This is a genomic window from Streptomyces sp. NC-S4 (genome assembly GCF_054353315.1).
The window spans coordinates 5,961,841-5,985,453 of sequence record NZ_CM135937.1 but is presented as its reverse complement, the minus strand read 5'-3'; the positions used below and the strand labels follow the sequence as shown (position 1 = coordinate 5,985,453).

The 23,613-nt window shown below is 71.9% G+C and carries 20 protein-coding genes; 2 read left to right on the top strand and 18 right to left on the bottom strand.

From position 1 onward, the window contains the following. Positions 1-174: 174 nt before the first annotated feature. The 7 genes from ACXNSR_RS27120 to ACXNSR_RS27090 form a co-directional block, all read right to left on the bottom strand. Positions 175-2,364 (bottom strand): putative bifunctional diguanylate cyclase/phosphodiesterase, encoded by a 2,190-nt coding sequence (locus tag ACXNSR_RS27120; RefSeq protein WP_458638022.1) that lies wholly within the window; start codon positions 2,362-2,364, stop codon positions 175-177. Between the two features lie 386 nt (positions 2,365-2,750). Continuing rightward, positions 2,751-4,952, bottom strand: coding sequence for an NAD-dependent DNA ligase LigA (ligA, locus tag ACXNSR_RS27115; protein ID WP_458638021.1), 2,202 nt, complete (start codon positions 4,950-4,952; stop codon positions 2,751-2,753). Between the two features lie 31 nt (positions 4,953-4,983). Beyond that, complete coding sequence (locus ACXNSR_RS27110) at positions 4,984-5,967, bottom strand: methionine synthase (protein ID WP_458638020.1); 984 nt, start codon at positions 5,965-5,967, stop codon at positions 4,984-4,986. Further along, positions 5,964-6,653, bottom strand: a complete 690-nt coding sequence (locus ACXNSR_RS27105) for an SDR family oxidoreductase (RefSeq protein WP_458638019.1) — start codon at positions 6,651-6,653, stop codon at positions 5,964-5,966. Before ACXNSR_RS27105 ends, ACXNSR_RS27110 begins: the two co-directional genes overlap by 4 nt. A gap of 95 nt (positions 6,654-6,748) precedes the next feature. After that, positions 6,749-7,702, bottom strand: a complete 954-nt coding sequence (locus ACXNSR_RS27100; protein WP_458638018.1) for a hypothetical protein — start codon at positions 7,700-7,702, stop codon at positions 6,749-6,751. A 2-nt stretch (positions 7,703-7,704) separates the two neighbouring features. Further along, a complete protein-coding gene (locus ACXNSR_RS27095; protein WP_458638017.1) occupies positions 7,705-8,049 on the bottom strand; it encodes a DUF1330 domain-containing protein in 345 nt (114 codons plus the stop codon). 90 nt (positions 8,050-8,139) lie between these two features. Further along, a complete protein-coding gene (locus tag ACXNSR_RS27090; protein ID WP_458638016.1) occupies positions 8,140-9,105 on the bottom strand; it encodes a GlxA family transcriptional regulator in 966 nt (321 codons plus the stop codon). Positions 9,106-9,243: 138 nt separating this feature from the next. Here ACXNSR_RS27090 and ACXNSR_RS27085 point away from each other — a divergent pair, with 138 nt between their 5' ends. Further along, positions 9,244-10,167, top strand: coding sequence for an NADP-dependent oxidoreductase (locus tag ACXNSR_RS27085; protein ID WP_458638015.1), 924 nt, complete (start codon positions 9,244-9,246; stop codon positions 10,165-10,167). A 206-nt stretch (positions 10,168-10,373) separates the two neighbouring features. Here the strand turns inward: ACXNSR_RS27085 and mnmA are convergent, their stop codons facing one another. Then, entirely contained in the window at positions 10,374-11,507 is a 1,134-nt protein-coding gene (gene mnmA / locus ACXNSR_RS27080) for a tRNA 2-thiouridine(34) synthase MnmA (RefSeq protein ID WP_458638014.1), read from the bottom strand. A gap of 60 nt (positions 11,508-11,567) precedes the next feature. Between mnmA and ACXNSR_RS27075 the strand changes: the two genes are divergently transcribed. After that, positions 11,568-12,242 carry an N-acetylmuramoyl-L-alanine amidase gene (locus ACXNSR_RS27075; protein ID WP_458638013.1) on the top strand — a complete coding sequence of 225 codons (675 nt, stop codon included), beginning with the start codon at positions 11,568-11,570 and terminating at the stop codon, positions 12,240-12,242. Here ACXNSR_RS27075 and ACXNSR_RS27070 read toward each other — a convergent pair. The 10 genes from ACXNSR_RS27070 to ACXNSR_RS27025 all read right to left on the bottom strand — a co-directional run bounded on the left by ACXNSR_RS27070 (position 12,235) and on the right by ACXNSR_RS27025 (position 23,608). Next, on the bottom strand, positions 12,235-13,398 hold the full coding sequence (locus tag ACXNSR_RS27070; RefSeq protein ID WP_458638012.1) for a cysteine desulfurase family protein: 1,164 nt from the start codon (positions 13,396-13,398) through the stop codon (positions 12,235-12,237). The genes ACXNSR_RS27075 and ACXNSR_RS27070 overlap by 8 nt on opposite strands. Positions 13,399-13,531: 133 nt before the next feature. After that, positions 13,532-14,389, bottom strand: coding sequence for a thioesterase family protein (locus tag ACXNSR_RS27065; protein WP_458638011.1), 858 nt, complete (start codon positions 14,387-14,389; stop codon positions 13,532-13,534). 47 nt (positions 14,390-14,436) lie between these two features. Beyond that, on the bottom strand, positions 14,437-15,093 hold the full coding sequence (locus ACXNSR_RS27060; protein WP_329098917.1) for a trimeric intracellular cation channel family protein: 657 nt from the start codon (positions 15,091-15,093) through the stop codon (positions 14,437-14,439). Positions 15,094-15,357: 264 nt separating this feature from the next. Further along, on the bottom strand, positions 15,358-16,470 hold the full coding sequence (locus ACXNSR_RS27055; protein ID WP_458638010.1) for an ABC transporter ATP-binding protein: 1,113 nt from the start codon (positions 16,468-16,470) through the stop codon (positions 15,358-15,360). Beyond that, positions 16,467-17,531, bottom strand: a complete 1,065-nt coding sequence (locus ACXNSR_RS27050) for an ABC transporter ATP-binding protein (RefSeq protein ID WP_458643403.1) — start codon at positions 17,529-17,531, stop codon at positions 16,467-16,469. Before ACXNSR_RS27050 ends, ACXNSR_RS27055 begins: the two co-directional genes overlap by 4 nt. A gap of 83 nt (positions 17,532-17,614) precedes the next feature. Continuing rightward, a complete protein-coding gene (locus ACXNSR_RS27045; protein WP_327737522.1) occupies positions 17,615-18,622 on the bottom strand; it encodes an ABC transporter permease in 1,008 nt (335 codons plus the stop codon). Positions 18,623-18,774: 152 nt separating this feature from the next. Then, positions 18,775-20,523: an ABC transporter substrate-binding protein gene (locus ACXNSR_RS27040; protein ID WP_458638009.1), complete on the bottom strand. Its 1,749-nt coding sequence runs from the start codon at positions 20,521-20,523 to the stop codon at positions 18,775-18,777. 78 nt (positions 20,524-20,601) lie between these two features. Beyond that, positions 20,602-21,597 carry an ABC transporter permease gene (locus tag ACXNSR_RS27035; protein ID WP_458638008.1) on the bottom strand — a complete coding sequence of 332 codons (996 nt, stop codon included), beginning with the start codon at positions 21,595-21,597 and terminating at the stop codon, positions 20,602-20,604. Positions 21,598-22,035: 438 nt separating this feature from the next. Next, entirely contained in the window at positions 22,036-22,776 is a 741-nt protein-coding gene (locus ACXNSR_RS27030) for an enhanced serine sensitivity protein SseB C-terminal domain-containing protein (protein WP_327383133.1), read from the bottom strand. Between the two features lie 94 nt (positions 22,777-22,870). Continuing rightward, on the bottom strand, positions 22,871-23,608 hold the full coding sequence (locus ACXNSR_RS27025) for an enhanced serine sensitivity protein SseB (RefSeq protein ID WP_458638007.1): 738 nt from the start codon (positions 23,606-23,608) through the stop codon (positions 22,871-22,873). Positions 23,609-23,613: the final 5 nt, after the last annotated feature.

The window sequence follows — 23,613 nt, the reverse complement described above, 5'->3', positions numbered from 1 at the left end:
CCGCCCGGACCCGCGCCTCGATCGCCGGCGGGGCTGAAATTGCCGCTGCGCGGCGATTTCAGCCACCCGACGGGCGGGATCGGCCGAAACCGAGCCTCGCCGGCGTTTGAGGCGCGGGGTTCGGGGCGGAGCCCCGGCAGCGGCGCCGCGCCCGGCCGGGCCGGCGGCGCAGGGTCAGACCGCGTCGGCCTCCGCGGCGGCGAGCTCCGCCGTGATGTCCGCCGGGCGGCGCCAGCCGCGCTCGCCGCGGGCCAGCAGCCAGGCGGTGGCCTCCTGCGGCGGCATGGCGGCGGCGACCAGCCAGCCCTGGACGGCGTCGCAGCCCAGGTCCCGCAGCCGCTCCCAGGTCTCGTCGTCCTCCACGCCCTCCGCCACGACCAGCAGGCCCAGCGAGTGCGCGAGGTCCACCGTGCAGCGGACGATCTCCGCGTCCTGCGCGTCGACCGCCAGCCTGCCCACGAACGAGCGGTCGATCTTCAGCTCGCTGACCGGCAGGCGGCGCAGGTGGACGAGCGAGGAATAGCCGGTGCCGAAGTCGTCCAGGGACATCTTCACGCCGTGACCGGTGAGTCCGGCCATGGTGTCGGCCGCCCGCTGGGGGTCCTCCAGCAGGACGTGTTCCGTTATCTCCAGCTGCAGCCCGCTCGCCGGGACCCCGTGGCGGGCCAGTCGCGCGGCGACCGCGCCCGCGAAGCCCGGGGTGTGGACGTCGCGGGGCGATACGTTGACGGCCACCGGGACCTTGAGGCCCTGGGCCCGCCACCGCGCCACCTGGGCGAGGGCCGTCTCCAGTACGTACTCCGTCAGGTGCGGCATCAGCCCGGAGGTCTCGGCGATCGCGATGAACTCGTCCGGGGACACCCTGCCGCGTTCCGGGTGAACCCATCGCACCAGGGCTTCGAGCCCGGCGACCTGGCCGTCGAAGCGGACCTTCGGCTGGTAATGGAGTTCCACTTCCCCGGCGTCGAGGGCCCTGCGGAGGTCGCCGAGCAGGCCCAGGCGGTCGGGGGTGTTGCTGTCCCGCTTGGACTCGTACACCTCGACGCCCGTGCGGTCGCGCTTCGCCTGGTACATCGCCACGTCCGCGCGCCGCAGCAGTCCTTCCGCGTCGAGCGCGTGGTCGGGGAAGACGGCGAGGCCCGCGCTGGCCTCCAGGACGAGCGTGAGGCCGTCCAGGTCGAGGGGGGAGCTGAGCGCCGCGACCAGGTGGCGGGCGATGCGCTGGGCGCTGGTGGTGGAGTCGGCGAAGGGGAGCAGGACGGCGAACTCGTCGCCGCCGAGCCGGGCCGCCTCGGCGTCCTCGGGCAGCGCCTGGCGCAGCCGTTCGGCGATCTGGAGCAGCAGCCGGTCGCCCGCCAGGTGCCCCAGGGTGTCGTTGACCGCCCGGAAGCGGTCCAGGTCGATGAGCACGAGGGCGGCCCGGGTTCCGGAACGCTCGGCCTCGTCCAGCGCGGACCAGGCCCGCTCGAGCAGCCACTGCCGGTTCGGCAGCCCGGTCAGCGGGTCCCGCAGCTGTTCCTCGGCGCGGGCCCGGGCGATCCACAGGGTGGAGTCCAGGGCGATCAGCGGTACGGCGAACAGCGGCAGCAGGACCGGCCGGCTGACGGCGACGACGCAGATCAGGGGGGCGATGCCGAGCAGCGCCACGGCTACTAAGGCCTGCCGGAGCAGGGCCGTGCGGGCCACGGTGGGCAGCCCGTCGCCGCGCGGGGCCAGGGCGATCCAGAGGAGGAACCGGGTGGCGAGCAGGTAGGCGACGGCGACGAAGACGATCTCGGGGACCGCCTCCAGTCCCCAGGTGGCCGGGAGCCAGGGTTTCTCGACGGAGGGCACCTCGCCGAAGGCGGCGAGTACGAGGGCCCCGGCGCCGATGCCGAGGATGTCCACGGAGCCGTGCAGCAGCCCCTGCCGCCAGCGGTGCCGGCGCGCGGCTCCGACCAGGGAGACCACCGCGAGCGAGACCAGTCCGGCGGGCACCCATCCGTAGAGGAGGAGCACGCCGAGGGTGAGCGCGGCACCCGATCCGGTGCCGCCCCACCAGCGGTCGCGGCCGAGGGCGACGAGGTGGCCGACGATGATGCCGGTGAGGAGGGCCAGCGCCCAGCCGACCGGTCCGCCGGGGAACAGCGCATGACGACCGCTCAGCGCGGTGACGATGCCGGTGGTGAGCACCGTGACGGCGAGGCCCACGACGAGGAAGGGCAGCACACCGCGCCGCTCCCGCCCGCCCGTGTTCGTGGGGACCGGTCGGGTCTCCGGTGTCCTGGGACCCAGGACCCCGGGCCTGCCCGCCCTGCCCGCCCGCATGGACGGGAGTTCCCCGCCGAATTCAGGTGTCGGGTCGGCGTTTTCGGTGGGTTTCATGCCCGTACCTCTCACAGCCGGCGATGCCGATGTCACGCGATGGCCCCGATGTCATGCCACCACGGCCGAAATCGCATCCTGCAGCCGTGCACGACAGGCGCACCCCTCAACAGTAGGACGCGCGAGGCTCCCAGGGGCAGCGGTCGGCAGTGGTTGCCCGAATGCGACCCAGCCATCCTCATCAGTACGGTATCCGCCGAACGGGTGAGTTTGGACCGGGGCCCCCCGTCACCCGTCCGATGATCCGACAGCTCACCGCCCTGCGACCAGCCTTGTACCGGCCGTTTACCACCGTTCGCCGCGCCTGGCGTGCGCCCGCCCGTACGGCCGCACGCCACGCATCCGTTCGCCTCGGCTACTCCCCTCGGCGATTCCCCCTGCCGGTTCTACTGCGCTCCGCCCTCGCCGTCCACCGGGAGCGCGACCTCCCGCGCCGCGTCCGGCCCCTGCTCCAGCAGCACCGCGAACCCGGCGTCGTCGAGGACGGCGAGCTTCAACTGCACGGCCTTGTCGTACTTCGAGCCGGGGTTGTCCCCGACCACGACGAAGGAGGTCTTCTTCGACACGGATCCGGTGACCTTGGCGCCGCGGCTCTGCAGGGCTTCCTTCGCCCCGTCCCGCGTGTGGCTCTGCAGGGTGCCGGTGACCACGACGGTCAGCCCCTCCAGCGGCCGCGGTCCCACCTCCTCGGCGGAACCTTCCTCCTCCATCCGCACGCCGGCCTCCCGCCACTTGCGCAGGATCTCCTGGTGCCAGTCGACGGCGAACCACTCCTTGAGCGAGGCGGCGATGATCGCGCCGACGCCGTCGGTGGCGGTCAGCTCCTCCTCGGTGGCCTGCTCGATGCGCTCGATCGATCGGAACTCGCGGGCGAGCGCCTCGGCCGCGACCGGCCCGACGTGACGGATCGACAGGCCGTTGATGATGCGGGCGAGCGGACGCTGCTTGGCGGCGGCGATGTGCTCCAGCATCGAGAGGGCGTTCTTCTTCGGCTCGCCCTTCTGGTTGGCGAAGACCGTGACGATCTTCTCCTCGCCCGTCTTCGGGTCCCGCTTGGGCAGCCCGCTGTCCGGGTCGAGGACGTACGCCTTGATGGGCAGCAGCTGCTCGATGGTCAGGCCGAACAGGTCGCCCTCGTCCAGCAGCGGCGGCTCGGCCGGTTCCAGCGGGCCGGTCAGCGCGGCCGCCGCCACCATGCCGAAGTTCTCGATGTCCAGGGACTGCCGGCCGCCGAGGTAGAAGAGCCGCTCGCGCAACTGCGCCGGACAGGTCTGGGCGTTGGGGCACCGGACGTCGATGTCCCCCTCCTTCATCGGCCGCAGCTCCGTCCCGCACGCGGGACAGACGGCCGGCATCACGAACTCCCGCTCGCTGCCGTCGCGCAGGTCCACCACGGGGCCGAGGATCTCGGGGATGACGTCGCCCGCCTTGCGCAGGACGACGGTGTCCCCGATGAGGACGCCCTTGGCCTTGACGACCTCCTGGTTGTGCAGGGTCGCGAACTCGACCTCGGAGCCCGCCACCTTGACCGGCTCGACCTGGGCGTACGGGGTCACCCGGCCGGTGCGGCCGACACCGACCTTGATGTCGATCAGCTTGGTGTTGACCTCCTCGGGCGCGTACTTCCAGGCGATCGCCCAGCGCGGGGCGCGCGCGGTGGAGCCGAGCCGGCCCTGGAGGGCGATCTCGTCGAGCTTGACGACCACGCCGTCGATCTCGTGCTCCACCGAGTGCCGGTTCACGCCGAAGTCCCTGATGAAGTCGCGGACCTCGGCGAGCGTGGCGACCACCTTGTTGTGCTGCGCGGTGGGCAGACCCCACTCGTGCAGCAGTTCGTACGCCTGCGACTGGCGCTCGATCTCGAAGCCCTCACGGGCGCCGATGCCGTGCACGACCATGTGCAGCGGGCGGCTCGCCGTGACCTTGGGGTCCTTCTGCCGCAGTGAACCGGCCGCCGCGTTGCGCGGGTTGGCGAAGGGCTTGCCCTCGGCCTCCACCAGCCGGGCGTTGAGCTCCTCGAACTTCTCCATCGGGAAGTAGACCTCGCCGCGGATCTCGACGAGGGCCGGGATCCGGTCGCCCTTGAGGCGGTCCGGGATCTCGGCGATGGTGCGGACGTTGGGCGTGATGTCCTCACCGGTGCGGCCGTCGCCGCGGGTGGCCGCCCGGGTGAGCCGGCCGTTCTCGTAGGTGAGGTTGACGGCGAGGCCGTCCACCTTCAGCTCGCACAGGTAGTGGTAGTCCGAGGTGTTCACGTCCCGGGCCACCCGCTCGGCCCAGGCTGCCAGTTCCTCGTCGTCGAAGGCGTTGTCGAGGGAGAGCATGCGCTCCCGGTGCTCGACGGAGGCGAAGTCCGTCTCGTACGCCCCGGCCACCTTCTGGGTGGGCGAGTCGGGCGTGCGCAGCTCCGGGTACTGCTCCTCCAGCGCCTCCAGCGAGCGCAGCAGCTGGTCGAACTCGGCATCGCTGACGACCGGCTGGTCGTTCACGTAGTACCGGAAGCGGTGCTCCTCGACCTGCTCCGCCAGCAGCGCGTGCTGATCGCGCACCGCCGCCGGTACTGCCGTGTCCTGCTGTTCGGCTGCCATGCCGTGTCCTCCCGTGGCCCGTCTTCGACCGTCACTCAGGGTTGTCGGCGAGCGACCTCGCCGCCCTGACGCAATGCGCCTGCACCGCGCGGGCGTAGGCGGGCGAAGCGCCCGCCAGACCGCACGACGGGGTGACCACGACGGACTCCGCCAGAGTCCCCGGGGCCAGCCCCAGCCTGCGCCAAAGCTTCCTGACACCCATGACGCTACCGCCCGGGTCCGACAACGGGGCGTCCGTGCCGGGCACCACTCCGGCGAAGAGTTTCGTGCCGCCTTCGACCGCTTCTCCGATGGCGTCGTCCTCGCGCTCGGTGAGCAGGGAGAAATCGAACGACACCCCGGTGGCACCGGCCCGGCGGAGCAGGCCGAAGGGGACCTCGGGTGCGCAGGAGTGCACGACGACCTCGCCGTCGTGGACGGCGAACACCTCGCGCAGCGCGCCCTCGACCACCTGGCGGTCGACGGCGCGGTAGGTGCGGTAGCCGCTCGCCGAGCGGACCCGGCCGAGCAGTACGGCCGTCAGGGAGGGTTCGTCGAGCTGCAGCACGACGTCGGCGCCGGGGACCCGCTTGCGCACATCGGCCAGGTGCTCGCGCAGGCCCTCGGCGAGCGATCCGGCCAGGTCCCGGCAGGCGCCGGCGTCCTGCAGCATCGCCTCGCCGCCGTGCAGTTCCAGGGCGGCGGCCAGCGTCCACGGTCCGACGGCCTGGACCTTGAGCTTCCCCGCGTACCCCTGGGTGAACTCCTCGAGGGCGTCGAGGTCCTCCCCCAGCCAGGACCGGGCGCGCCTGGTGTCCCGTCCCGGGCGGTCGCTGATCCGCCAGCCGCTGGGTTCGACGTGCGCGTACATGTCGACGAGCAGTCCGAGGGACCGGCCGATCATGTCCGCGCCGGGCCCGCGGGCGGGCAGCTCGGCGAGGTAGGGGAACTCCTCGAAGGACCCGGTGACGGTCTTCGCTGCCTCGCGGGCGTCGCCGCCGGGCAGCGATCCGACGCCGGTGGCGCCGGCGCTCATCGGCCCGGCCGGACGCTCAGGTCGTTGACCTCGGCGTCGCGGGGCAGGTCGACGGCCATGACGATCGTGGTCGCCACGGACTCGGGGTCGATCCAGGCGGCCGGGTCGTACTCCTTGCCCTCCTGCGAGTGCACCTTGGCCTGCATGGGGCTGGCGGTGCGGCCCGGGTAGACGGAGGTGACGCGGATGCCGTTGGCCCGCTCCTCGCCGCGCAGCGAGTCGGCGAGGGCCTTGAGCCCGTGCTTGGAGGCGGCGTACGCGCTCCAGTCGGCGTGGGCGGTCAGGCCGGCGCCGGAGTTCACGAAGACGACGGTGGCCCTGGAGGCGCGCAGGGTGGGCAGCAGCAGCCGGGTGACCTCGGCGGGGGCGATCAGGTTCACGTTGAGCTGCTGGTGCCAGGTCTTGGGCCGGAGCTCACCGACCGGTCCGAGGTCGACGATCCCGGCGATGTGCAGCAGGGAGTCGATCCGCTCCGGAAGGGCCTGCTTGGAGAAGGCCCACGACAGCCGGTCGGGGTCGGCGAGGTCGCCGACGAGGGACGTGGCGCCGGGGTAACGGGCGACGAGCTCGCGGGCCCGGCCGGCGTCCCGGGCCAGGAGGACGAGGTCGTCGCCGCGGGCGTGCAGCCGGGCCGCGACGGCGGCGCCGATGCCGGAACCGGCACCGGTGATCAAGTGAGTAGCCATACCGCCCATGCTCGCACCCCCGGGCGGGCGCGTGGGCCGAAGGCCGAGGTCAGGTGCCGACGGCCGCCGCTCGGGCCCGTCCGCGCGCCCGGAGGTCAGCCGGCTGCAGCGGACCGCCGGGATCGTTGGACGACCTCCCGGGCCAGGGCCGCCCTCCGCGCGGTGACGGCGGGCGGGAAGCCGGTGCCGATGACGATGTGCGGGTGCGCGGCTGCGAGCTGTGCCCGCCGGTCGTCGCGCGGCCCGGCCCAGCGCTCCAGCGCCTCGTCGCGTACGGCGTCCAGCGCGGCCGCCGGGTCGGCGGCGGGCGGGCCGAACAGGCCGGGTGCCCGCCGGGCGTGCTCGCTCCAGCGGTCGGCCCAGAACTCCACGGTCCAGCCGGGCCAGCGGTCGGCCGTGCGTCCGGCGTGCGGCACGATCCCGGTCAGCCACCAGCCGACCGTGCGGGTCGCGGGGTCGATGTGCACGCCGGCTTCGGCGCGCCCCGCGTACGGGGCGTGGCCGGGGGCTGCCGAGAGCCGGTCGAGGAGGGCCGGGCCCTCGGCCACGGGATGGTCGTCGATGTGGGCGAGGACGTGGCAGCGGCCGGATCCGACCGTGACGACGGCGGCCATCGGGTCGGGGCCGGCCAGCTCCTCGTCGTCGGCCTCCAGGGCCGGGCCGGGGTACACGGTGTCGCTTACGGGTCCCGGGTCCACGCCGACGTGGGTGCGCAGGCCGCTCTGGCCGTCGTACACCCAGCGGAGCTCCCAGCCGGGCCAGGCGGGCCCGAGCAGCCGCCACCAGGCCGCGCGGGTGCTCATGGCCACCGACGGGCCTTCCTGGGCGAAGACCAGGAGCAGTCTGCGGGAGGGGTCGATCAGGGCGCCCGCCTCGCACATGTCGTCGTCGTACCAGGGGCCTTCCTCGAGCCGGTGGCCGAGGACGAACGGCAGGACCGCGTCCGGGCCGCCGAGCAGGTCGAGGTCGAGGCCGACGGCGCCGGAGGAGGAGCCCCGGCGCTCGTACCCCTCGGCGCCCGCGATCACGAAGGTGGCCCGGTTGCCCATGGTCAGAGCCCTGCGGCTGCGCGCAGGCCGGCGGCCGTCGTCGCGGCGTCATAGTCGGCCGGGACGCCCTCGACCAGGATGACCTCGCCGGGGATGTGGTCGGTGCGCAGCGGGAGGATGGCCCGGTAGGCGTCGGAGGCGTACCAGGCGCGGGCCCTTTCGATGTCCGGGAAGCCGATCATGACGATCGTGCCGGCGAAGGGTCCCTCCAGGACCTCGACCTCCTTGCCGTGCACGAGGAAGCGGCCGCCGAAGGGGTCCATCGTCGACTGCATGGTCTCGATGTAGGTGAGGATGTCCTCGTTCATCGTCTCGGGGCGTATGTGGGCGATGGCGTACGCGGTCATGGTCTGCTCCCCGTGTCGGCCGGCCCGCCGGTGCGGGCCCGTTGGTCCGATCCTGTCAGCGCGCTGCTCCCCCGGCGATTACTTCGCAGGTCATGCCGATGCGGGCTGGAAGGTGCGCCGGTAGGCGATCGGGGAGACGCCGAGCGTGGAACGCATGTGCTGGCGCAGGGAGTTCGCGGAGCCGAAGCCGGCCCGGTGGGCGACGAGGTCCACCGGCAGGTCACTGGACTCCAGCAGGTGCCGGGCCAGTTCGAGGCGCTGGGCGGTGAGCCACTGCACCGGTGTCATGCCGACCTCGTCGCGGAACCTGCGGGTGAAGGTGCGCAGGCTCATCCGGGCGTGGGCGGCCAGCTCGCCGAGGCTGACCGGTTCGGCGAGGCGTTCCAGGGCCCACGCGCGGGTGGCGGTGGTGGTGGCGAGCGTCGGCTCGGGGACGGGGCGGTCGATGTACTGGACCTGGCCGCCGTCGCGCCAGGGCGGGACCACGCACAGCCGCGCGGCCCGGTTGGCCACGCCCGTGCCGTGGTCCTGACGGATCAGGTAGAGGCAGAGGTCGATGCCCGCGGCCACGCCGGCCGAGGTGAGGATGTCGCCGTCGTCGACGAAGAGCACCTCCTCGTCGAGCCGGACGCGCGGGAAGCCGCGCTGGAACTCGGGCGCGTGCAGCCAGTGCGTGGTGGCGGGCCGGCCGTCGAGCAGTCCGGCCGCGGCCAGGACGTACGAGCCGGTGCACAAGGAGACCAGCCGGGTGCCGGGGCGGATCGCCGCGAGGGCGTCGGTCAGCGGCTGCGGCAGGGGGGCGCCGTGCGCGAGCTCGTCCATGGCGTGGGTGGGCGTGACGATCACGGTGTCGGCGGCGGCGAGGGCCTCGGGGCCCGCCGAGACGCCGACGGTGAAGCCCGCGTCGCTGGTCACGGGCTGTCCGTCGGCGGTGCAGACGGTCACCTCGTAGAGCGGCTCCCCGGCCTCGTCCTGGGCGTTGCCGAAGACGCGGGAGGGGATGCCGAGCTCGAACGGAGGGACCCCTTCTAGGGCGAGGACGGCAATTCGGTGCATGGCCAGATCCTGACACATGGTGGCCGTACGGCCAACACCGCGAGGGTCGGCGAGCGGGGACAGTGAGGTCGTCGGCCGGGACAGCGGTCGGCGAGAACCCAGTGGGAACCCAGCAGGAACCCAGCAAGGAGACATGTCATGCGCGCCGTCGTCGTCAGCAAGTGGGGCGGACCCGAGGTCCTCGTCGAGACCGAGGCCGAGCGTCCCGAGCCCGGTATGGGCGAGGTCCTGGTCCGGGTCCACGCCGCGGGCGTCAACCCGGTGGACTGGAAGACGCGCGAGAGCGGCGCCCTGATCCCCTGGGGCCCGGTGCCGGCGGTCGGCTGGGACGTGTCCGGCACCGTCGAGGCCGTGGGCCCCGGCGTGACCCTGTACCGGGTGGGCGACGAGGTCTACGGGATGCCCCGCTTCCCGCAGCAGGCCGGCGCGTACGCCGAGTACGTGACGGCACCCGCCCGGCACTTCGCCCCCAAGCCGGCCGGGCTGGACCACGTGCGGGCCGCGGCGCTGCCGCTGGCCGCGCTGACGGCCTGGCAGGCCCTGGTGGACACGGCCGGGGTCGGCCCCGGACAGCGGGTGCTGGTGCACGCGGCGGCCGGCGGGGTGGGCCACCTGGCGGTGCAGATCGCCAAGGCCCGCGGCGCTTACGTGATCGGCACCGCGAGCGCGGGCAAGCACGCGCTGCTGCGCGAGCTCGGCGCCGACGAGGTGATCGACTACCGCACCACGGACTTCGAGGACGCCGTCGCCGACGTGGACGTCGTGATCGACGCCATCGGCGGGGACTACACCCCGCGCTCCCTGAAGGTCCTCAAGCCCGGCGGCCACCTGGTGACCCTGCCCGGCCCCGACTCCCTCCCGGCCGACCCGCAGGGCGTGCACGCCTCCTGGGTCCTGGTGGAGCCGGACCTGGGCGGCCTGCGCGAGATCGCAGCGCTCGTCGAGCAGGGCCTGCTGAAGCCTCTGGTCGACACGGTGCTGCCGCTGGAGCAGGCCGCGAAGGCCCACGAGATCGGCGAGCAGGGGCGCACCACCGGAAAGATCGTCCTGACGGTCGCCTGAGCGAGGGCCCGCGGGGCCACCCCGCTCCGGGTCCGTAGCGGGTCAGACCGCGGACCTCACCTTCGACGAGGACGACGACCTCATCTCCTGCGGGCTCTGCTGGGCGACGATCACCGGACCGGACCATCGTCCGGAGACGGTGCGGAACGAGGCCCGGTCCACCCCCTCGTGGGTGGGCCGGCCGCGCAGGTGGTGCGGGGAGCCGTTCAGACGGCCGCAGTCGCCCGCGTCGTGGTCGCGATGGTGGCCGAGCCGACCACGCGGGTGCCGTCGTAGAGCACGATCGCCTGGCCGGGGGCCACGCCCCGGACCGGCTCGGTGAAGGAGACGCGCAGCTCGCCGTCCACGACCTCGGCGAAGACCTCGGTCTCGCCGCCGTGGGCGCGCAGCTGGGCGGTGTACGTGCCCGGGGCGGCGGCCACGGCTCCGCACCAGCGGGGGCGGATCGCGGTGAGGGCGGTGACGTCGAGGGCCTCGACGGGGCCGACGGTGACGGTGTTGTTCACCGGGGAGATGTCGAGGACGTAGCGCGGCTTGCCGTCGGGGGCGGGGTGGCCGATGCGCAGGCCCTTGCGCTGGCCGATGGTGAAGCCGAAGGCGCCCTCGTGGGTGCCGACCTTCTCGCCGGTGGCCTCGTCGACGATGTCGCCCTCGGCCTTGCCGAGGCGGTTCGCGAGGAAGCCCTGGGTGTCGCCGTCGGCGATGAAGCAGATGTCGTGGCTGTCGGGCTTCTTCGCGACGGCCAGCCCCCGCTGCTCGGCCTCGGCGCGGATCTCTTCCTTGGTGGTGAGGGTGTCACCGAGCGGGAAGAGGGCGTGGGCGAGCTGCTTCTCGTCGAGGACACCGAGGACATACGACTGGTCCTTGGCCATGTCGGAGGCGCGGTGCAGCTCGCGGGAGCCGTCCTCCTTGAGCACGACGGTCGCGTAGTGGCCGGTGCAGACGGCGTCGAAGCCGAGCGCGAGGGCCTTGTCGAGCAGCGCCGCGAACTTGATCTTCTCGTTGCAGCGCAGGCAGGGGTTCGGGGTGCGCCCGGCCTCGTACTCGGAGATGAAGTCCTCGACGACGTCCTCGCGGAAGCGCTCGGCGAGGTCCCAGACGTAGAACGGGATGCCGATGACGTCGGCGGCCCGGCGGGCGTCGCGGGAGTCCTCGATGGTGCAGCAGCCGCGGGCACCGGTCCGGAAGGACTGCGGGTTCGCGGAGAGCGCGAGGTGGACGCCGGTCACGTCGTGCCCGGCTTCGACCGCGCGGGCGGCGGCGACGGCGGAGTCCACGCCCCCGGACATGGCGGCCAGGACGCGAAGGGGACGGGCGGTGCTCGGCAGGTTCTCAGTCATAGCACCGTCCAGAGTACGGGGGAACCGAGCGGGGTCACAGCGCGTTGTCGGGTACGGGGGGTGGATCACATCGTCGAGCAGGGGAACAAGGGGAAGAGGCCGCCGGGGCGGACCCGCAGGGCCGTGCTCTTCGGCGGTCTCGGGATCTTCGCGGTGGCGGCGGTGGCCGGCCGGGAGGAGATCGGCCGTGCCTGGTGGCTGATACCGGGTGTGGACAAGCCGCGCAAGGAGGGCGAGCTCGACCACGCGGGCGCGAGCTGGACGTCGGCCTCGCCGGCGAACTGGCGCAAGGCGGACCGGCCGGCCGACTACCGGGTGGACCGGATCGTCGTGCATGTCACACAGGGCGGCTTCGAGTCCTCGGTGGACGCCTTCAAGAACCCGTGGCACAAGGCGTCGGCGCACTACATCGTGCGCGGGGACGGGCACGTGGAGCAGATGGTGCGCGAGCTGGACGTGGCCTTCCACTCGGGGAACCGCTCGATGAACGAGCGCAGTGTCGGCATCGAGCACGTGGGCTTCGTGGACCGCCCGCAGGACTTCACGGACGCCATGTACGCGGCTTCGGCCCGGCTGGCGGCCGACGTCTGCCGCCGGTACGACATACCCGCGGACCGCACGCACATAGTCGGCCACTCCGAGGTCCCGGGCGCCGACCACACCGATCCCGGCCGCCACTGGGACTGGAACCGCTACATCGGCCTGGTCCGGGCGGCCCTGGACGCTCCTAGCTGAGGCCCGCCGTGCGGGCGCGCTCCACCGCCGGGCCGATGGCCGCGGCCAGGGCCGCGACGTCCTCCTTGGTGGAGGTGTGGCCGAGGGAGAAGCGCAGGGTGCCGCGGGCCAGCTGCGGGTCGGTGCCGGCGGCCAGCAGGACGTGGCTGGGCTGGGCCACTCCCGCGGTGCAGGCGGAGCCGGTGGAGCACTCGATGCCCTGGGCGTCGAGCAGGAGCAGCAGCGAGTCGCCCTCGCAGCCGGGGAAGCTGAAGTGGGCGTTGGCGGGAAGCCGCTCGTCGGGGTCTCCGCCGAGGACGGCGTCGGGCACGGCCGCGCGGACGGCGGCGATCAGCTCGTCGCGCAGGGCCCCGATCTCGGTGGCGAACCGCTCCTGCCGTTCGACGGCGAGGACGGCTGCCACGGCGAAGGCGGCGACGGCCGGCACGTCGAGGGTGCCGGAGCGGACGTGCCGCTCCTGGCCTCCGCCGTGCAGGACGGGTACGGGGCTCTGGTCGCGGCCGAGGAGCAGTGCGCCGATGCCGTAGGGACCGCCGATCTTGTGGCCGCTGACGGTCATGGCGGCGAGGCCGCTGTCGCCGAAGTCGACGTCGAGCTGGCCGAAGGCCTGGACGGCGTCGGAGTGCAGCGGGATCCCGGACTCGCGGGCGATGGCGGCGAGTTCGCGGACCGGCATGACGGTCCCGATCTCGTTGTTGGCCCACATGACGGTGGCCAGGGCCACGTCGTCGGGGTTGCGCTCGACGGCTTCGCGGAAGGCGTCGGCGTGGACGCGCCCGTAGCGGTCCACGGGCAGGTACTCGACCTGCGCGCCCTCGTGTTCGGCGAGCCAGTGCACGGCGTCGAGCACGGCGTGGTGCTCGACGGGGCTGGCGATGACCCGGGTCCGGGCGGGGTCGGCGTCACGCCGGGCCCAGTAGAGGCCCTTGACGGCGAGGTTGTCGGCCTCCGTGCCGCCGGCGGTGAAGACCACCTCGCTGGGGCGGGCGCCGATCGCCTCGGCGAAGGCCTCGCGGGCCTCCTCCACGGTACGGCGGGCCCGGCGGCCTGCGGCGTGCAGGGAGGAGGCGTTCCCCGTGGCGGCGAACTGCGCGGTCATCGCCGCAGCGGCCTCCGGCAGCATCGGGGTGGTGGCGGCGTGGTCGAGGTAGGCCATGATCCCCCGATTCTACGAGCCCGCCGGCGGCCGCTTGCGCCGCGGGACCCCGCGATGGCCGACAAGGGCCCCGGGCGCCGTCCGATCCGGCGGACCGGGGCGGGGCCGGGGCCGGGCCGGGGCCGGGCGGCGGTCAGGCCGGGCGCAGGGCGCGGGCCAGTTGGCGGGACTGCGCGACCAGGTGGTCCGAGGAGTCCCAGACCTCGGCGTCCTCCTCCAGGAAGCCGCCGGCCAGGTTGCGGGTGGTGATGGAGACGCGGAGCGGCCCGGGGGCCGGGCGGCGGCGGACGTGGGTGGTGAGTTCCACCGTCGGGGTCCAGGCCACCAGGCCCATGTCGAAAGCGGTCGGCGGGAGCGCGTCGACGGCCAGCAGCATGGAGAGCGGGTCGGCGTCGCGGCCGTCGGCCAGCTCGAACCAGGCCCGCATCTCGCCCTTTCCGGAGGGCGCGCCGACGGCCCATCCGGCGGTCGCCGGGTCCAGGCGGAGCCGCAGCCGGTCCACGATGGCGGAGCTGCCGGGAATCGGGGCCGGGCCGGCCTCGGGGCCGATGCAGTCCTCGTAGGCGGGGATGGCGGGGGGCACGGCGACGGTGCGCACGTCGTCCGGCAGGGCCGCGAGGTCGCCGTAGGAGGCGAGGACGCGGATGCGCTCGATCTCGGCGCCGCTCTCGTCGTACTGGAACAGCGAGGCCTGGCCGGTGGAGAGGGTGCGGCCGACGCGGACGACCTGGGTGCGGATCACGGCGGGGCCGGGCACGGAGGAGGTCAGGTAGTGCGCGGAGACGGTGAACGGGTCCGGGTGCGGGAGGGCCGCGGACAGGGCCCGGCCGACCAGGGCCAGCAGGTAGCCGCCGTTCACGGCGGCGATGATCGTCCATCCGGCGGAGAGTTCCGCGTCGTACACCCCGGGCTCGTCCGCGCGTGCGGTGATGGCGGTGTCGCGGTCGAACTCACTGTCGCCGATGGATGCCTTGGCAGCTGCGTGTGACATGTAAACGACGGTACACCGGCTTACTACTAAGCGGTAGCTTTCTATTGTCACGGCTCTTCGGCCACCGACGACCGCCTGTTCCAGGCCAGCGGCGCCCGCCAGTGGTAGCGCATGGCGAGGAGGCGCAGGACGAAGGTGGTGACGATCGCGAGGCCCGTGGTGATGCCGTTGAGGGCGTGCATGCTAATGAAGACGGCCACCATCGAGGCGCCGACCAGCGCGGGTACGGCGTACATCTCGCGGTCGCGCAGCAGCGAGGGCACCTCGTTGACCAGCACGTCGCGCAGGACGCCGCCGCCGACGGCCGTGGCGACGCCGAGCGAGGCGGAGGCGGTGAGGCCGAGGCCGTACTCGTAGGCCTTGGTCGTGCCCGTCACGCAGAACAGCCCGAGGCCGGCCGCGTCGAAGACGTTGATGGCGCGGTTGATCCGCTGCACCTCGGGGTGCAGGAAGTAGACGATCGCGGCGGCGACCAGCGGGGTCACGAAGAAGCTGAGCTCGCCGAAGGCGGCGGGCGGTACGGCGCCGATGACGAGGTCGCGGAAGAGGCCGCCGCCCAGGGCGGTGACCAGGGCGAGGACGGCGATGCCGAAGACGTCGAAGTTCTTGCGGACGGCGAGCAGGGCGCCCGCGGTGGCGAAGACGAAGATGCCGGCGAGGTCCAGGGCATGCTGGATCCCGGGCGGGAAGAGATCGTGGAGCACCGGGCCATTGTCACCTGCGGCGGGCTCGGCGGAATGCGGGGCTCCGCCGAGGCCGGGTGCGAGGCCGGGTGTGCAGCCCGGCTCCCGCCGGGATGGAGGCGCGCCTGCCGCGGCCGCCGGCTGCGCGCTGCCGGCAGCGTGCCGTGGTGCCGTGCGGCGCCACTGCCGGGGCTCCGCCGCGGACTCCGCGCCTCAATCGCCGGCGGGGCCGCGATCGCGCGGCCCTGCCCGGATGACCGGGCAGGGCCGTGACTGCCGCAGCGGTCACTCCGTGACCGTGGCCACCGCGTCCGCCGCGCCCGGCAGGGGCTGGTCGCCCGGCGCCTGGTCGGGGGCGTTCTCCGGGTGGTGGCAGGCCACCTGGTGGCCCGGCTTCAGCGCCAGCAGCGGCGGCTCCTGCGTCGCGCAGATCTGCGTGGCCTTCCAGCACCGGGTGTGGAAGCGGCAGCCGCTCGGCGGCGAGATCGGCGACGGGACGTCGCCCTTGAGCAGGATGCGGCCGCTCTTGGCACCGCGCCGCCTCGGGTCCGGCACCGGCACGGCCGACATCAGGGCCGTGGTGTAGGGGTGCATGGGCGCCCCGTACAGCCCCTTGTTGTCGGCCAGCTCGACGATCTTGCCGAGGTACATCACGGCGATGCGGTCCGAGACGTGCCGGATGACCGACAGGTCGTGCGCGATGATCACGTACGTGAGGCCGAGCTCCTCCTGGAGGTCGTCCAGCAGGTTCACCACCTGCGCCTGGATCGAGACGTCCAGTGCCGAGACCGGCTCGTCCGCGACCACCAGCTTCGGCTTCAGCGCCAGGGCCCGCGCGATGCCGATGCGCTGGCGCTGGCCGCCGGAGAACTCGTGCGGGTAGCGGTTGTAGTGCTCGGGGTTGAGGCCCACGAGCGAGAGCAGCCGCTGGACCTCCGCCTTGAGCCCGCCCTCCGGGGTGACCTTCTGGAGCTTGAACGGCGCGCTGACGATGGTGCCCACCGTGTGGCGCGGGTTCAGCGACCCGTACGGGTCCTGGAAGATCATCTGCACGTCCCGGCGCAGCGGGCGCATGCCCGACACCCCGAGGTGCGTGATGTCCTTGCCCTCGAACTCGATGGAGCCGCCGGTCGGCTCCAGCAGCCGCGTGATCAGCCGGCCCATGGTCGACTTCCCGCAGCCGGACTCGCCGACGATGCCGAGGGTCTCCCCTCGCCGGACGTCGAAGTCGAGGCCGTCGACGGCCTTGACCGCGCCCACCTGGCGCCGGATCAGCCCCTTGGTGATCGGGAAGTGCTTCGCCAGGCCGGTGACCTTGAGCAGGACCTCGGGAGAGTCCGTGGCCTGCGCGGGGATGACCGCCGTTTCCGGCTTCTTCGTGTCAGGCGTCTCGGTCACAGCTTCGGCGCAATCTCTTCGGTCCAGATCCGGGTCCGCTCTTCCTGCGGCATGTGGCAGGCGGACCAGTGGTGGCTGTCGTCCCGGGTGAGCTCGGGCCGGACCGTACGCGTCACATTGCCCTTGGGCACGTCGGCGTACGGGCAGCGCGGGTTGAAGGCGCAGCCGTCGGGGATGTTGATGAGGCTGGGCGGGGAGCCCTTGACCGGGATGAGGCGCTCGCTCTGCTCGCGGTCGATGCGCGGCATCGAGCCCAGCAGGCCCCAGGTGTAGGGGTGGCGGGGCTCGTAGAACACCTTCTCGGCGGTGCCCCGCTCGACGCACCGGCCGCCGTACATCACGAGGATCTCGTCGGCCATCTCCGCGACGACGCCGAGGTCGTGCGTGATCATGATGACGGCGGAGCCGAACTCCTTCTGCAGATCGCGGATCAGGTCCAGGATCTGCGCCTGCACGGTGACGTCCAGCGCCGTGGTCGGCTCGTCCGCGATCAGCAGGTCGGGGTTGTTGACCAGCGACATCGCGATCATCGCGCGCTGGCGCATGCCGCCGGAGAACTGGTGCGGATAGTCGTCGACGCGCTTGCCCGGCTCGGGGATGCCCACCCGGTCGAGCATCTCGACGGCCCGCTTGCGCGCCGTCTTCTTGTCGACGTCGTTGTGGACGCGGTACGCCTCCACGATCTGGGAGCCGATCGTGTAGTACGGGTGCAGAGCGCTGAGCGGGTCCTGGAAGATCATCGCCATGTCGCGGCCCCGCAGCCGGCGCACCTCCTCGGGATCGGCGGAGAGCAGTTCCCTGCCCCCGAGCCAGATCTCGCCCGACATCTCGACTTTGGAGCGGTCGGCGTTGCCGGCCCGGTGCAGGCCCATGACGGCCAGCGAGGTGACCGACTTGCCGGAGCCGGACTCGCCCACGATGCCGAGGGTCCGGCCCTTCTCCAGCTGGAAGGAGAGCCCGTCGACGGACTTGACGAGGCCGTCGTCGGTGGGGAAGTGGACCTTGAGGTCGCGTACGTCGAGGAAGGCCTCGGAGGGAGGGCCGTCGCCCGGTCCCGCCACGAGCGCCGTGGCGGTGGCGGTGTGCGCGCCGCGGTCGGCGGCGCCGGCGTCGCCGGCCTCGTTCCCCTTCGGAGTCGGATCGGTCACGACAGCCTCACCCTCGGGTCGATGATGGCGTAGACGAGGTCCACCACCAGGTTGCACAGCACGATGAAGGCTCCGGCGAAGAGGGTCACCCCGAGGATCTTCGGCAGGTCGTTCACCGCGATGGCGTGGTACGCGTACTCACCGATGCCGTGGTACGAGAAGACCGTCTCGGTGACGATGGCGCCGCCGAGGAGCAGCCCGAAGTCCATGCCGAAGATGGTCACGATCGGGGTCAGCGCGGAGCGCAGCCCGTGGCGGGTGATGACCACCCGTTCGCGCAGGCCCTTGGCGCGCGCGGTGCGGATGTAGTCCTCACTCATGGTCTCCAGCATCCCGGCCCGGGTGAGCCGGGCGTAGAGCGCGGAGTAGAGGAAGGCCAGCGTGCTCCAGGGCAGGACCAGCCCCTGGAACCAGGCGGCCGGATCCTCGGAGAAGTCCACGTACACATTGGTGAACACGGGCCAGTTGAAGACGAAGACGGCCAGCGAGAGCGTGCCGGTGAAGAACATCGGCAGCGAGACGCCGGCGAGGGCCACGCCCATCGCGAGACGGTCGAAGAGCGAGCCCGGCCGCAGGGCCGAGACCACGCCCGTGGTCACACCGGTGATCAGCCAGATGACGGCCGCTCCCAGGGTGAGGGAGGCGGTGATGGGCAGCCGGTTGACGATGTCGGGCCAGACCTCGACGTGGTCCTTGAAGGAGTAGCCGAGGCAGGGGGCGCTGCACTGCGAGGGGTCGGGGCCGTAGTTGAACTCGCGGCCCGCGAAGATGCCCCGCAGGAAGTCCCAGTACTGCGCGTACAGGGGCTGGTCGAAGCCGAGGTTCTTCTTGACCGCGGCGATGGATTCGGGCGAGGGGTTCTTGCCGACGTACTGGGTGGCCAGTGAGTCGGCCGTGCCGCCGGCCAACCGGGGCAGCAGGAAGAAGATCGCGAAGGTGATCGCGCTGACAACGAGCAGCAGGAACACCGCGGCGAACAGCCGCCGGACGATGTACACAAACACGGGGGTCGGCTTCGGCGTCCGCCGGTCCGCCCCGCACCCCGGTCGGGGGCGCGGGACGGACCGGCGCGCGCACTGCTGCCTTCACCTGCCTTCCACGGTTCTGGCAGATCTGGCTGAGAGGGTCGAACTGCCTGAGGACTTGACGTCCGGGGTTACTTCAGGCCGATGTTGAGGTAGTCGTACTGACCGCTCCACGCCGGGTTGGAGACCACGTTGGTGAGCTTGGGCGAGCGGTAGTGCAGGACCTTGAAGTAGGTCAGGGGCACGATGACCGCCTGGTCCATGACCTTCTTGTCGATCTCGCCGTAGACCTTCTCGCGGGCGGCGGAGTCGGTGTTGGCGATGTTGTCGTTCAGCATCTTGTTGATCTCGGGGTCGTTCAGCTGCGACAGGTTGGTGTTGCCCGTCTTGCTGATCGCGTCACCGTGGACGACCTGCTGGAGGAAGCCGAAGCCGCTCGGCCAGTCGGCGCCCCACTGCATCATCATGAGGCCGATCTTGTTGTCCTCGGTGAACTTCGGGACACCGGCGTAGTCGCTGAAGTACTTGCCGGCCGGGAACTGCTGGATCTTGACCGTGATCCCGATCTTCTTCAGGGACGCCTGGATGGCCGTGGCCATGTCGACCTCGCCGGCGCGGTCGTTGCGCGCGGTGATGGTGGTCTCGAAGCCGTTCGGCTGGCCGCAGGCGGTCAGCGCGGCCTTGGCCTTGGCCTCGTCACCCTTGTCGTCCGGGGTCTTGTACGTGTTGAAGTCGACGTGACCCGGGATGTCGGTCGGCAGGACGGTGCTGGCGATGGCACCGCGGATCGGGCCGCCGAAGGCGGTCTGCACCGACACCTTGTCGATCGCGTACTGGACCGCCTTGCGGCACTCGACGTTGTCGAAGGGTGCCACCTTGGTGTTCATCGCCATGTAGACCAGGCGACCACCCTCGGCGTTGTCGGTGTTGGGGTCCTTCGAGGTCAGCAGCTCGGTCTGGGTCTGCTGGGCCACACCGTTGCCGACGATGTCGATGTGGATGTTGCCGGCCTTCAGGTTGGAGTCGATCGTCTCCTGGTTGACCTTCAGCTTGACGACGATCTTCTCCGGGAGCTGCTTGCGCAGCGGGTCCGTGGAGGCGTCCCAGTTGGGGTTGCGGACCAGGACGGCCTGCTTGTCGTGCTCGTAGCTCTCGAACATGTAGGAGCCCGAGGAGACGATGTTCTTCACATAGTCCGCGCCGTTGTCCTTGGCCTTCGGCACGGGGGCCGACTGCGGGTTCGCCAGCAGGTAGTCGAACTCGGCGAAGGGCTGCTTCAGCTTGAAGACGATCGTCTGGTCGTCGGGGGTCTCGATGGACTGCAGTCCCGTGTCGGACTTGTCCTTGTACGGGCCCTCGTACGGGGTCTCGTTGTTCTTGAGGTACTGCGCGAGGTAGTTCGGGCCGTTGGAGTGCACGTCGCGCGCGAAGTTGCTGCGCTCGACCGCGTACTTGACGTCCTTGGACGTGACCAGCGAACCGTCGCTGTACTTGACGCCCTTTCGCAGCTTGTACGTCCAGGTGGCGCCACCGTCGCTCGGCACGCCGAGGCTCTCGGCGAGGTCCGGGACCACCTTGTTGCCCTCGGCGCCCGGGGCGGGCGCGAAGGTGGTCAGCGGACGGGCGTACAGGCGGCTGAAGTTGAAGACGAAGCCGTAGTACGTGTTGCCGGGGTCGAAGGAGTCGGGGGTGTCGGACGCCTCGTAGACGACCGTCCCGCCCTTCTTGTCCGAGGCGTTGACCACGGCCTTGACGGCGGCGTTGGCGCCGGCCGACTTGTCGTCGCCGCCGGTCTTGTCACCACCATTGCAGGCGGAGGCGGTGAGGGCGACGGTGATGGCGGCGGCGAGCACCGCGGCTGTTCTCGACCTGCTTCTCATGGCGGAGTGATGCCCCCTGATTCGGAGTGATGGTGCGTACTGGCGGAGCCTCGGCCGGGTGCCCGAGGTACGGGTGGGTCAGCGCGAGCTCTTGGGGTCCAGGGCGTCGCGCAGACCGTCGCCGAGGAGGTTGAAGGCGAGCACGGTGACGAAGATCGCCATGCCCGGGACGACCATGAACATCGGGTCGACCTTGTAGTAGGCCACGGCGGAGCTGAGCATTCCGCCCCAGGAGGCCTGCGGCGGCTGGATGCCCACGCCGAGGAAGCTCAGGGAGGCCTCGAAGAGGATGTTGGTCGGGATCAGCAGCGTCGAGTAGACGAGGATCGGTGCCATCAGGTTCGGCAGCAGCTCGCGGAAGACGATGAACGGGCCGCGGGCGCCGAGGCTGCGGGCCGCGTCGACGAACTCCCGCTCGCGCAGCGAAAGGGTCTGGCCGCGCACGATGCGTCCGATGTAGGGCCAGCTGAAGAAGCCGATCACGAAGATCAGCACGCTGATGTGCAGCGGCAGTCCTTCGAGGCCGAAGGCCCCGCCCTGGAGGGCGGCCGAGATGGAGATCGCGAAGAGCAGCAGCGGGAAGGCGAGGAAGGTGTCCATCATGCGGCTGATCACCGTGTCGGCCCAGCCTCCGTAGTACCCGGCGATGACGCCCAGCACGGAGCCGATGAACACCGAGACCACGGTCGACCCGAAGGCGACCAGCAGGGAGACCCAGGAGCCTTCCAGGATGCGGGTGGCGATGTCGCGGCCGAACTTCGGCTCCACGCCCAGCGGATGGTCCCAGCTGATGCCGCCGAAGGAGCCGATGGGGGTGGCCAGGGAGGGATCGATGAGGTCCTGGTGCAGGGCGTCCGGGTCCAGCCCGAACATCCACTGGATCGGCTGCGAGAGCATGGCCAGGACCACCAGCAGCAGGACGACCAGGCCGCCGGTCATGGCCACCTTGTCGCGCTTGAGTCTGGTCCACGCGATACGGCCGAGCGAACGTCCCTCGATCGCCTTGCGCGGAACCTCGGAGGTGGCCACGGCTGCGGGCTCGGCCGCGCTGGTGTCCTGCAGTGGTGCCGTCATCGTGGTGGGACCCCTCTCGGCCGACATCGGTCGGCCCATGCCCGCCGCTGTGGCGGCTTGGTTCAATCGGCGTCGCTGGTGGTGCGATTGGCACGAAATGTGCCGGAAGTGCACGTGAAGAGCTGGTGTTTGCGAGATGGACCGGCCTTCGGTGGGGTGGAGTCTTCAACGCCCTCTCGAGCGCCCGCCAGACCCCCCGGGGATGTGATGCGCAACCGTGATCTACGCCTACACCTTCCGTTATCCGAACCCCGGGATCTGTTGAGCGGTGAAACACCGCCCGTTCGGCACGGAACGGACATCCGGCCCAACTGCCTTTTCAGCCACGGATCTTGGGCGGACTCCCCGGATACGCCGAAGGCCGCACCGATGGGGACCGGTGCGGCCTTCGAGGTGGATGGATCGATATCCGGACATCGCGGAACGCGGAGCGTCCGGTCAGTACGCCGGCGCCTGCCCCTCGCGGTCGTAGAAGGGGCGGGTCTGCGCGCGCAGCCACATGGCGACGGGGTCGTGCTCGTCCCCGAGTGCGACCGTGCACACCGGGACGCCCTCGGGGACCACCCCGACCGACTGCCGCATCATCTCCCGTACGGATTCCAGCGCGGGCGCGGAGGCGTCGTACAGGTCGAGCCCGACCGCGAGGTACGGGGAGCCGAGCGCGGGCTGCACCCAGGCGCGGCGCAGCGACCGCACCGCCGGGGTGCGGTGCGCGTGCTGGGTCAGCAGCCCGTAGAACTGCGGGAGCTCGATCGCGGGCTCGGAGAGCCGCAGCGGGCCGGCCGGCATCCGGTCCAGGCCGGTGGCGATCCGGCGCAGGTCCGCCCAGGGCACGCCGAGGCCACCGCCCTGGGCGTGCGGGTTGAGCCACAGGCCCCAGCGGTCCGGGTACAGCGCGCGGGCGATGTCCCGCCCGGTGACCACCTCGTAGCCCCGGTTCCAGCCGCTGGCGGCCAGCTCCTGGGGGGAGGTGACGCAGGGCGCGTAGCCGAGGCTGTCGACCTCCATGCCGCCGTACTGGGCGTCCGGGGATCCCGGCTGCCCCTGCCAGAGCAGCATCCACAGCCGGCCCTCGGCGAGGGCGTGCAGGAGTGACTCGTAACTCTCGTAGCGCCCGGGAGTCACCTGGCGCATCATGTGCTCGACCTGCCCGGCCGCGGCCGTGCCTGACGCACTCACCCGGAACCCCTCTTCGTCCGCCCGTCGCTCCACGCGTTTCCTCCGAACCGGCAGTCGCGCGTGCGGCCAGGAGATGTAACCAGCTTAAGCGGCCCTACGGCAGGTAGAAGGGGCGTACGCGCTCACGAATCCAGTCCGTGACCGGGTCCTGGGCGGCGTCCAGCAGGATCAACTGCACGGGCCACGGCGGCGGGACACGGGTCAGGGCCCGTCCGAGGGCCTCCATCGGCGCGCTCTGCATTTCCGGTTCCCATCCCACCAGGCGGACACCGACGAACAGCTGGGGCTCCCCGCCCTCGATGCTGGCGAGGCAGCGGTGCGCGGCGGCGACCACCCCGGTGGCCCGGAACTCCTCGGTGGCGGCGGCCAGGAAATCCACCGGATCGTCCTGCCAGTCGGGCTCGAAGAGCCGGACCCGGCCGCCGGTGGCCGGGCCGTCGAGCGGGGTCCGGCCGCTGCGGCAGAGCTCCGCGACGGCGGGCGGCGGGAGCGGTACGCCGACGGCGCCTTCGGGATTGAGGGCGATGCCGAGCTGCGGGGGCAGGCCGCGGGCGAACTCGACGGCGGGAGCCACCGCGAAGTCCATGCCGGGGCCGACGCAGGCGAGGAACTGGGCCTCGGAGCTGTAGACGGGGACGTACGCCGCCCCGCCGATGTCCATGGTGGGCAGGTCGAGGCCGGCCGTCGGCGGGGTGCCGCCGCCGCCCGGCAGGGGCACCCATACCTGGCTGCGCCCGAGGACCTCCAGGATCCGCCCCCCGGCGTCCGGCTGCCCGAGCGCCGCCCCGAGCACCTGCTCCAGCTCATTCCCCGGCCAGCCGCTGCCCTGCATGTCCC

Coding starts and splice junctions, on each gene's coding strand:
- ACXNSR_RS27110 (WP_458638020.1), bottom strand. CDS start 5,967: ATGAGCGCCGGCGCCACCGGCGTCGGATCGCTGCCCGGCGGCGACGCC.
- ACXNSR_RS27065 (WP_458638011.1), bottom strand. CDS start 14,389: ATGTCACACGCAGCTGCCAAGGCATCCATCGGCGACAGTGAGTTCGAC.
- ACXNSR_RS27085 (WP_458638015.1), top strand. CDS start 9,244: ATGCGCGCCGTCGTCGTCAGCAAGTGGGGCGGACCCGAGGTCCTCGTC.
- mnmA (WP_458638014.1), bottom strand. CDS start 11,507: ATGACTGAGAACCTGCCGAGCACCGCCCGTCCCCTTCGCGTCCTGGCC.
- ACXNSR_RS27025 (WP_458638007.1), bottom strand. CDS start 23,608: ATGCAGGGCAGCGGCTGGCCGGGGAATGAGCTGGAGCAGGTGCTCGGG.
- ACXNSR_RS27095 (WP_458638017.1), bottom strand. CDS start 8,049: ATGACCGCGTACGCCATCGCCCACATACGCCCCGAGACGATGAACGAG.
- ligA (WP_458638021.1), bottom strand. CDS start 4,952: ATGGCAGCCGAACAGCAGGACACGGCAGTACCGGCGGCGGTGCGCGAT.
- ACXNSR_RS27105 (WP_458638019.1), bottom strand. CDS start 6,653: ATGGCTACTCACTTGATCACCGGTGCCGGTTCCGGCATCGGCGCCGCC.
- ACXNSR_RS27100 (WP_458638018.1), bottom strand. CDS start 7,702: ATGGGCAACCGGGCCACCTTCGTGATCGCGGGCGCCGAGGGGTACGAG.
- ACXNSR_RS27120 (WP_458638022.1), bottom strand. CDS start 2,364: ATGAAACCCACCGAAAACGCCGACCCGACACCTGAATTCGGCGGGGAA.
- ACXNSR_RS27090 (WP_458638016.1), bottom strand. CDS start 9,105: ATGCACCGAATTGCCGTCCTCGCCCTAGAAGGGGTCCCTCCGTTCGAG.
- ACXNSR_RS27070 (WP_458638012.1), bottom strand. CDS start 13,398: ATGGCCTACCTCGACCACGCCGCCACCACCCCGATGCTGCCGGAGGCC.
- ACXNSR_RS27035 (WP_458638008.1), bottom strand. CDS start 21,597: ATGACGGCACCACTGCAGGACACCAGCGCGGCCGAGCCCGCAGCCGTG.
- ACXNSR_RS27040 (WP_458638009.1), bottom strand. CDS start 20,523: ATGAGAAGCAGGTCGAGAACAGCCGCGGTGCTCGCCGCCGCCATCACC.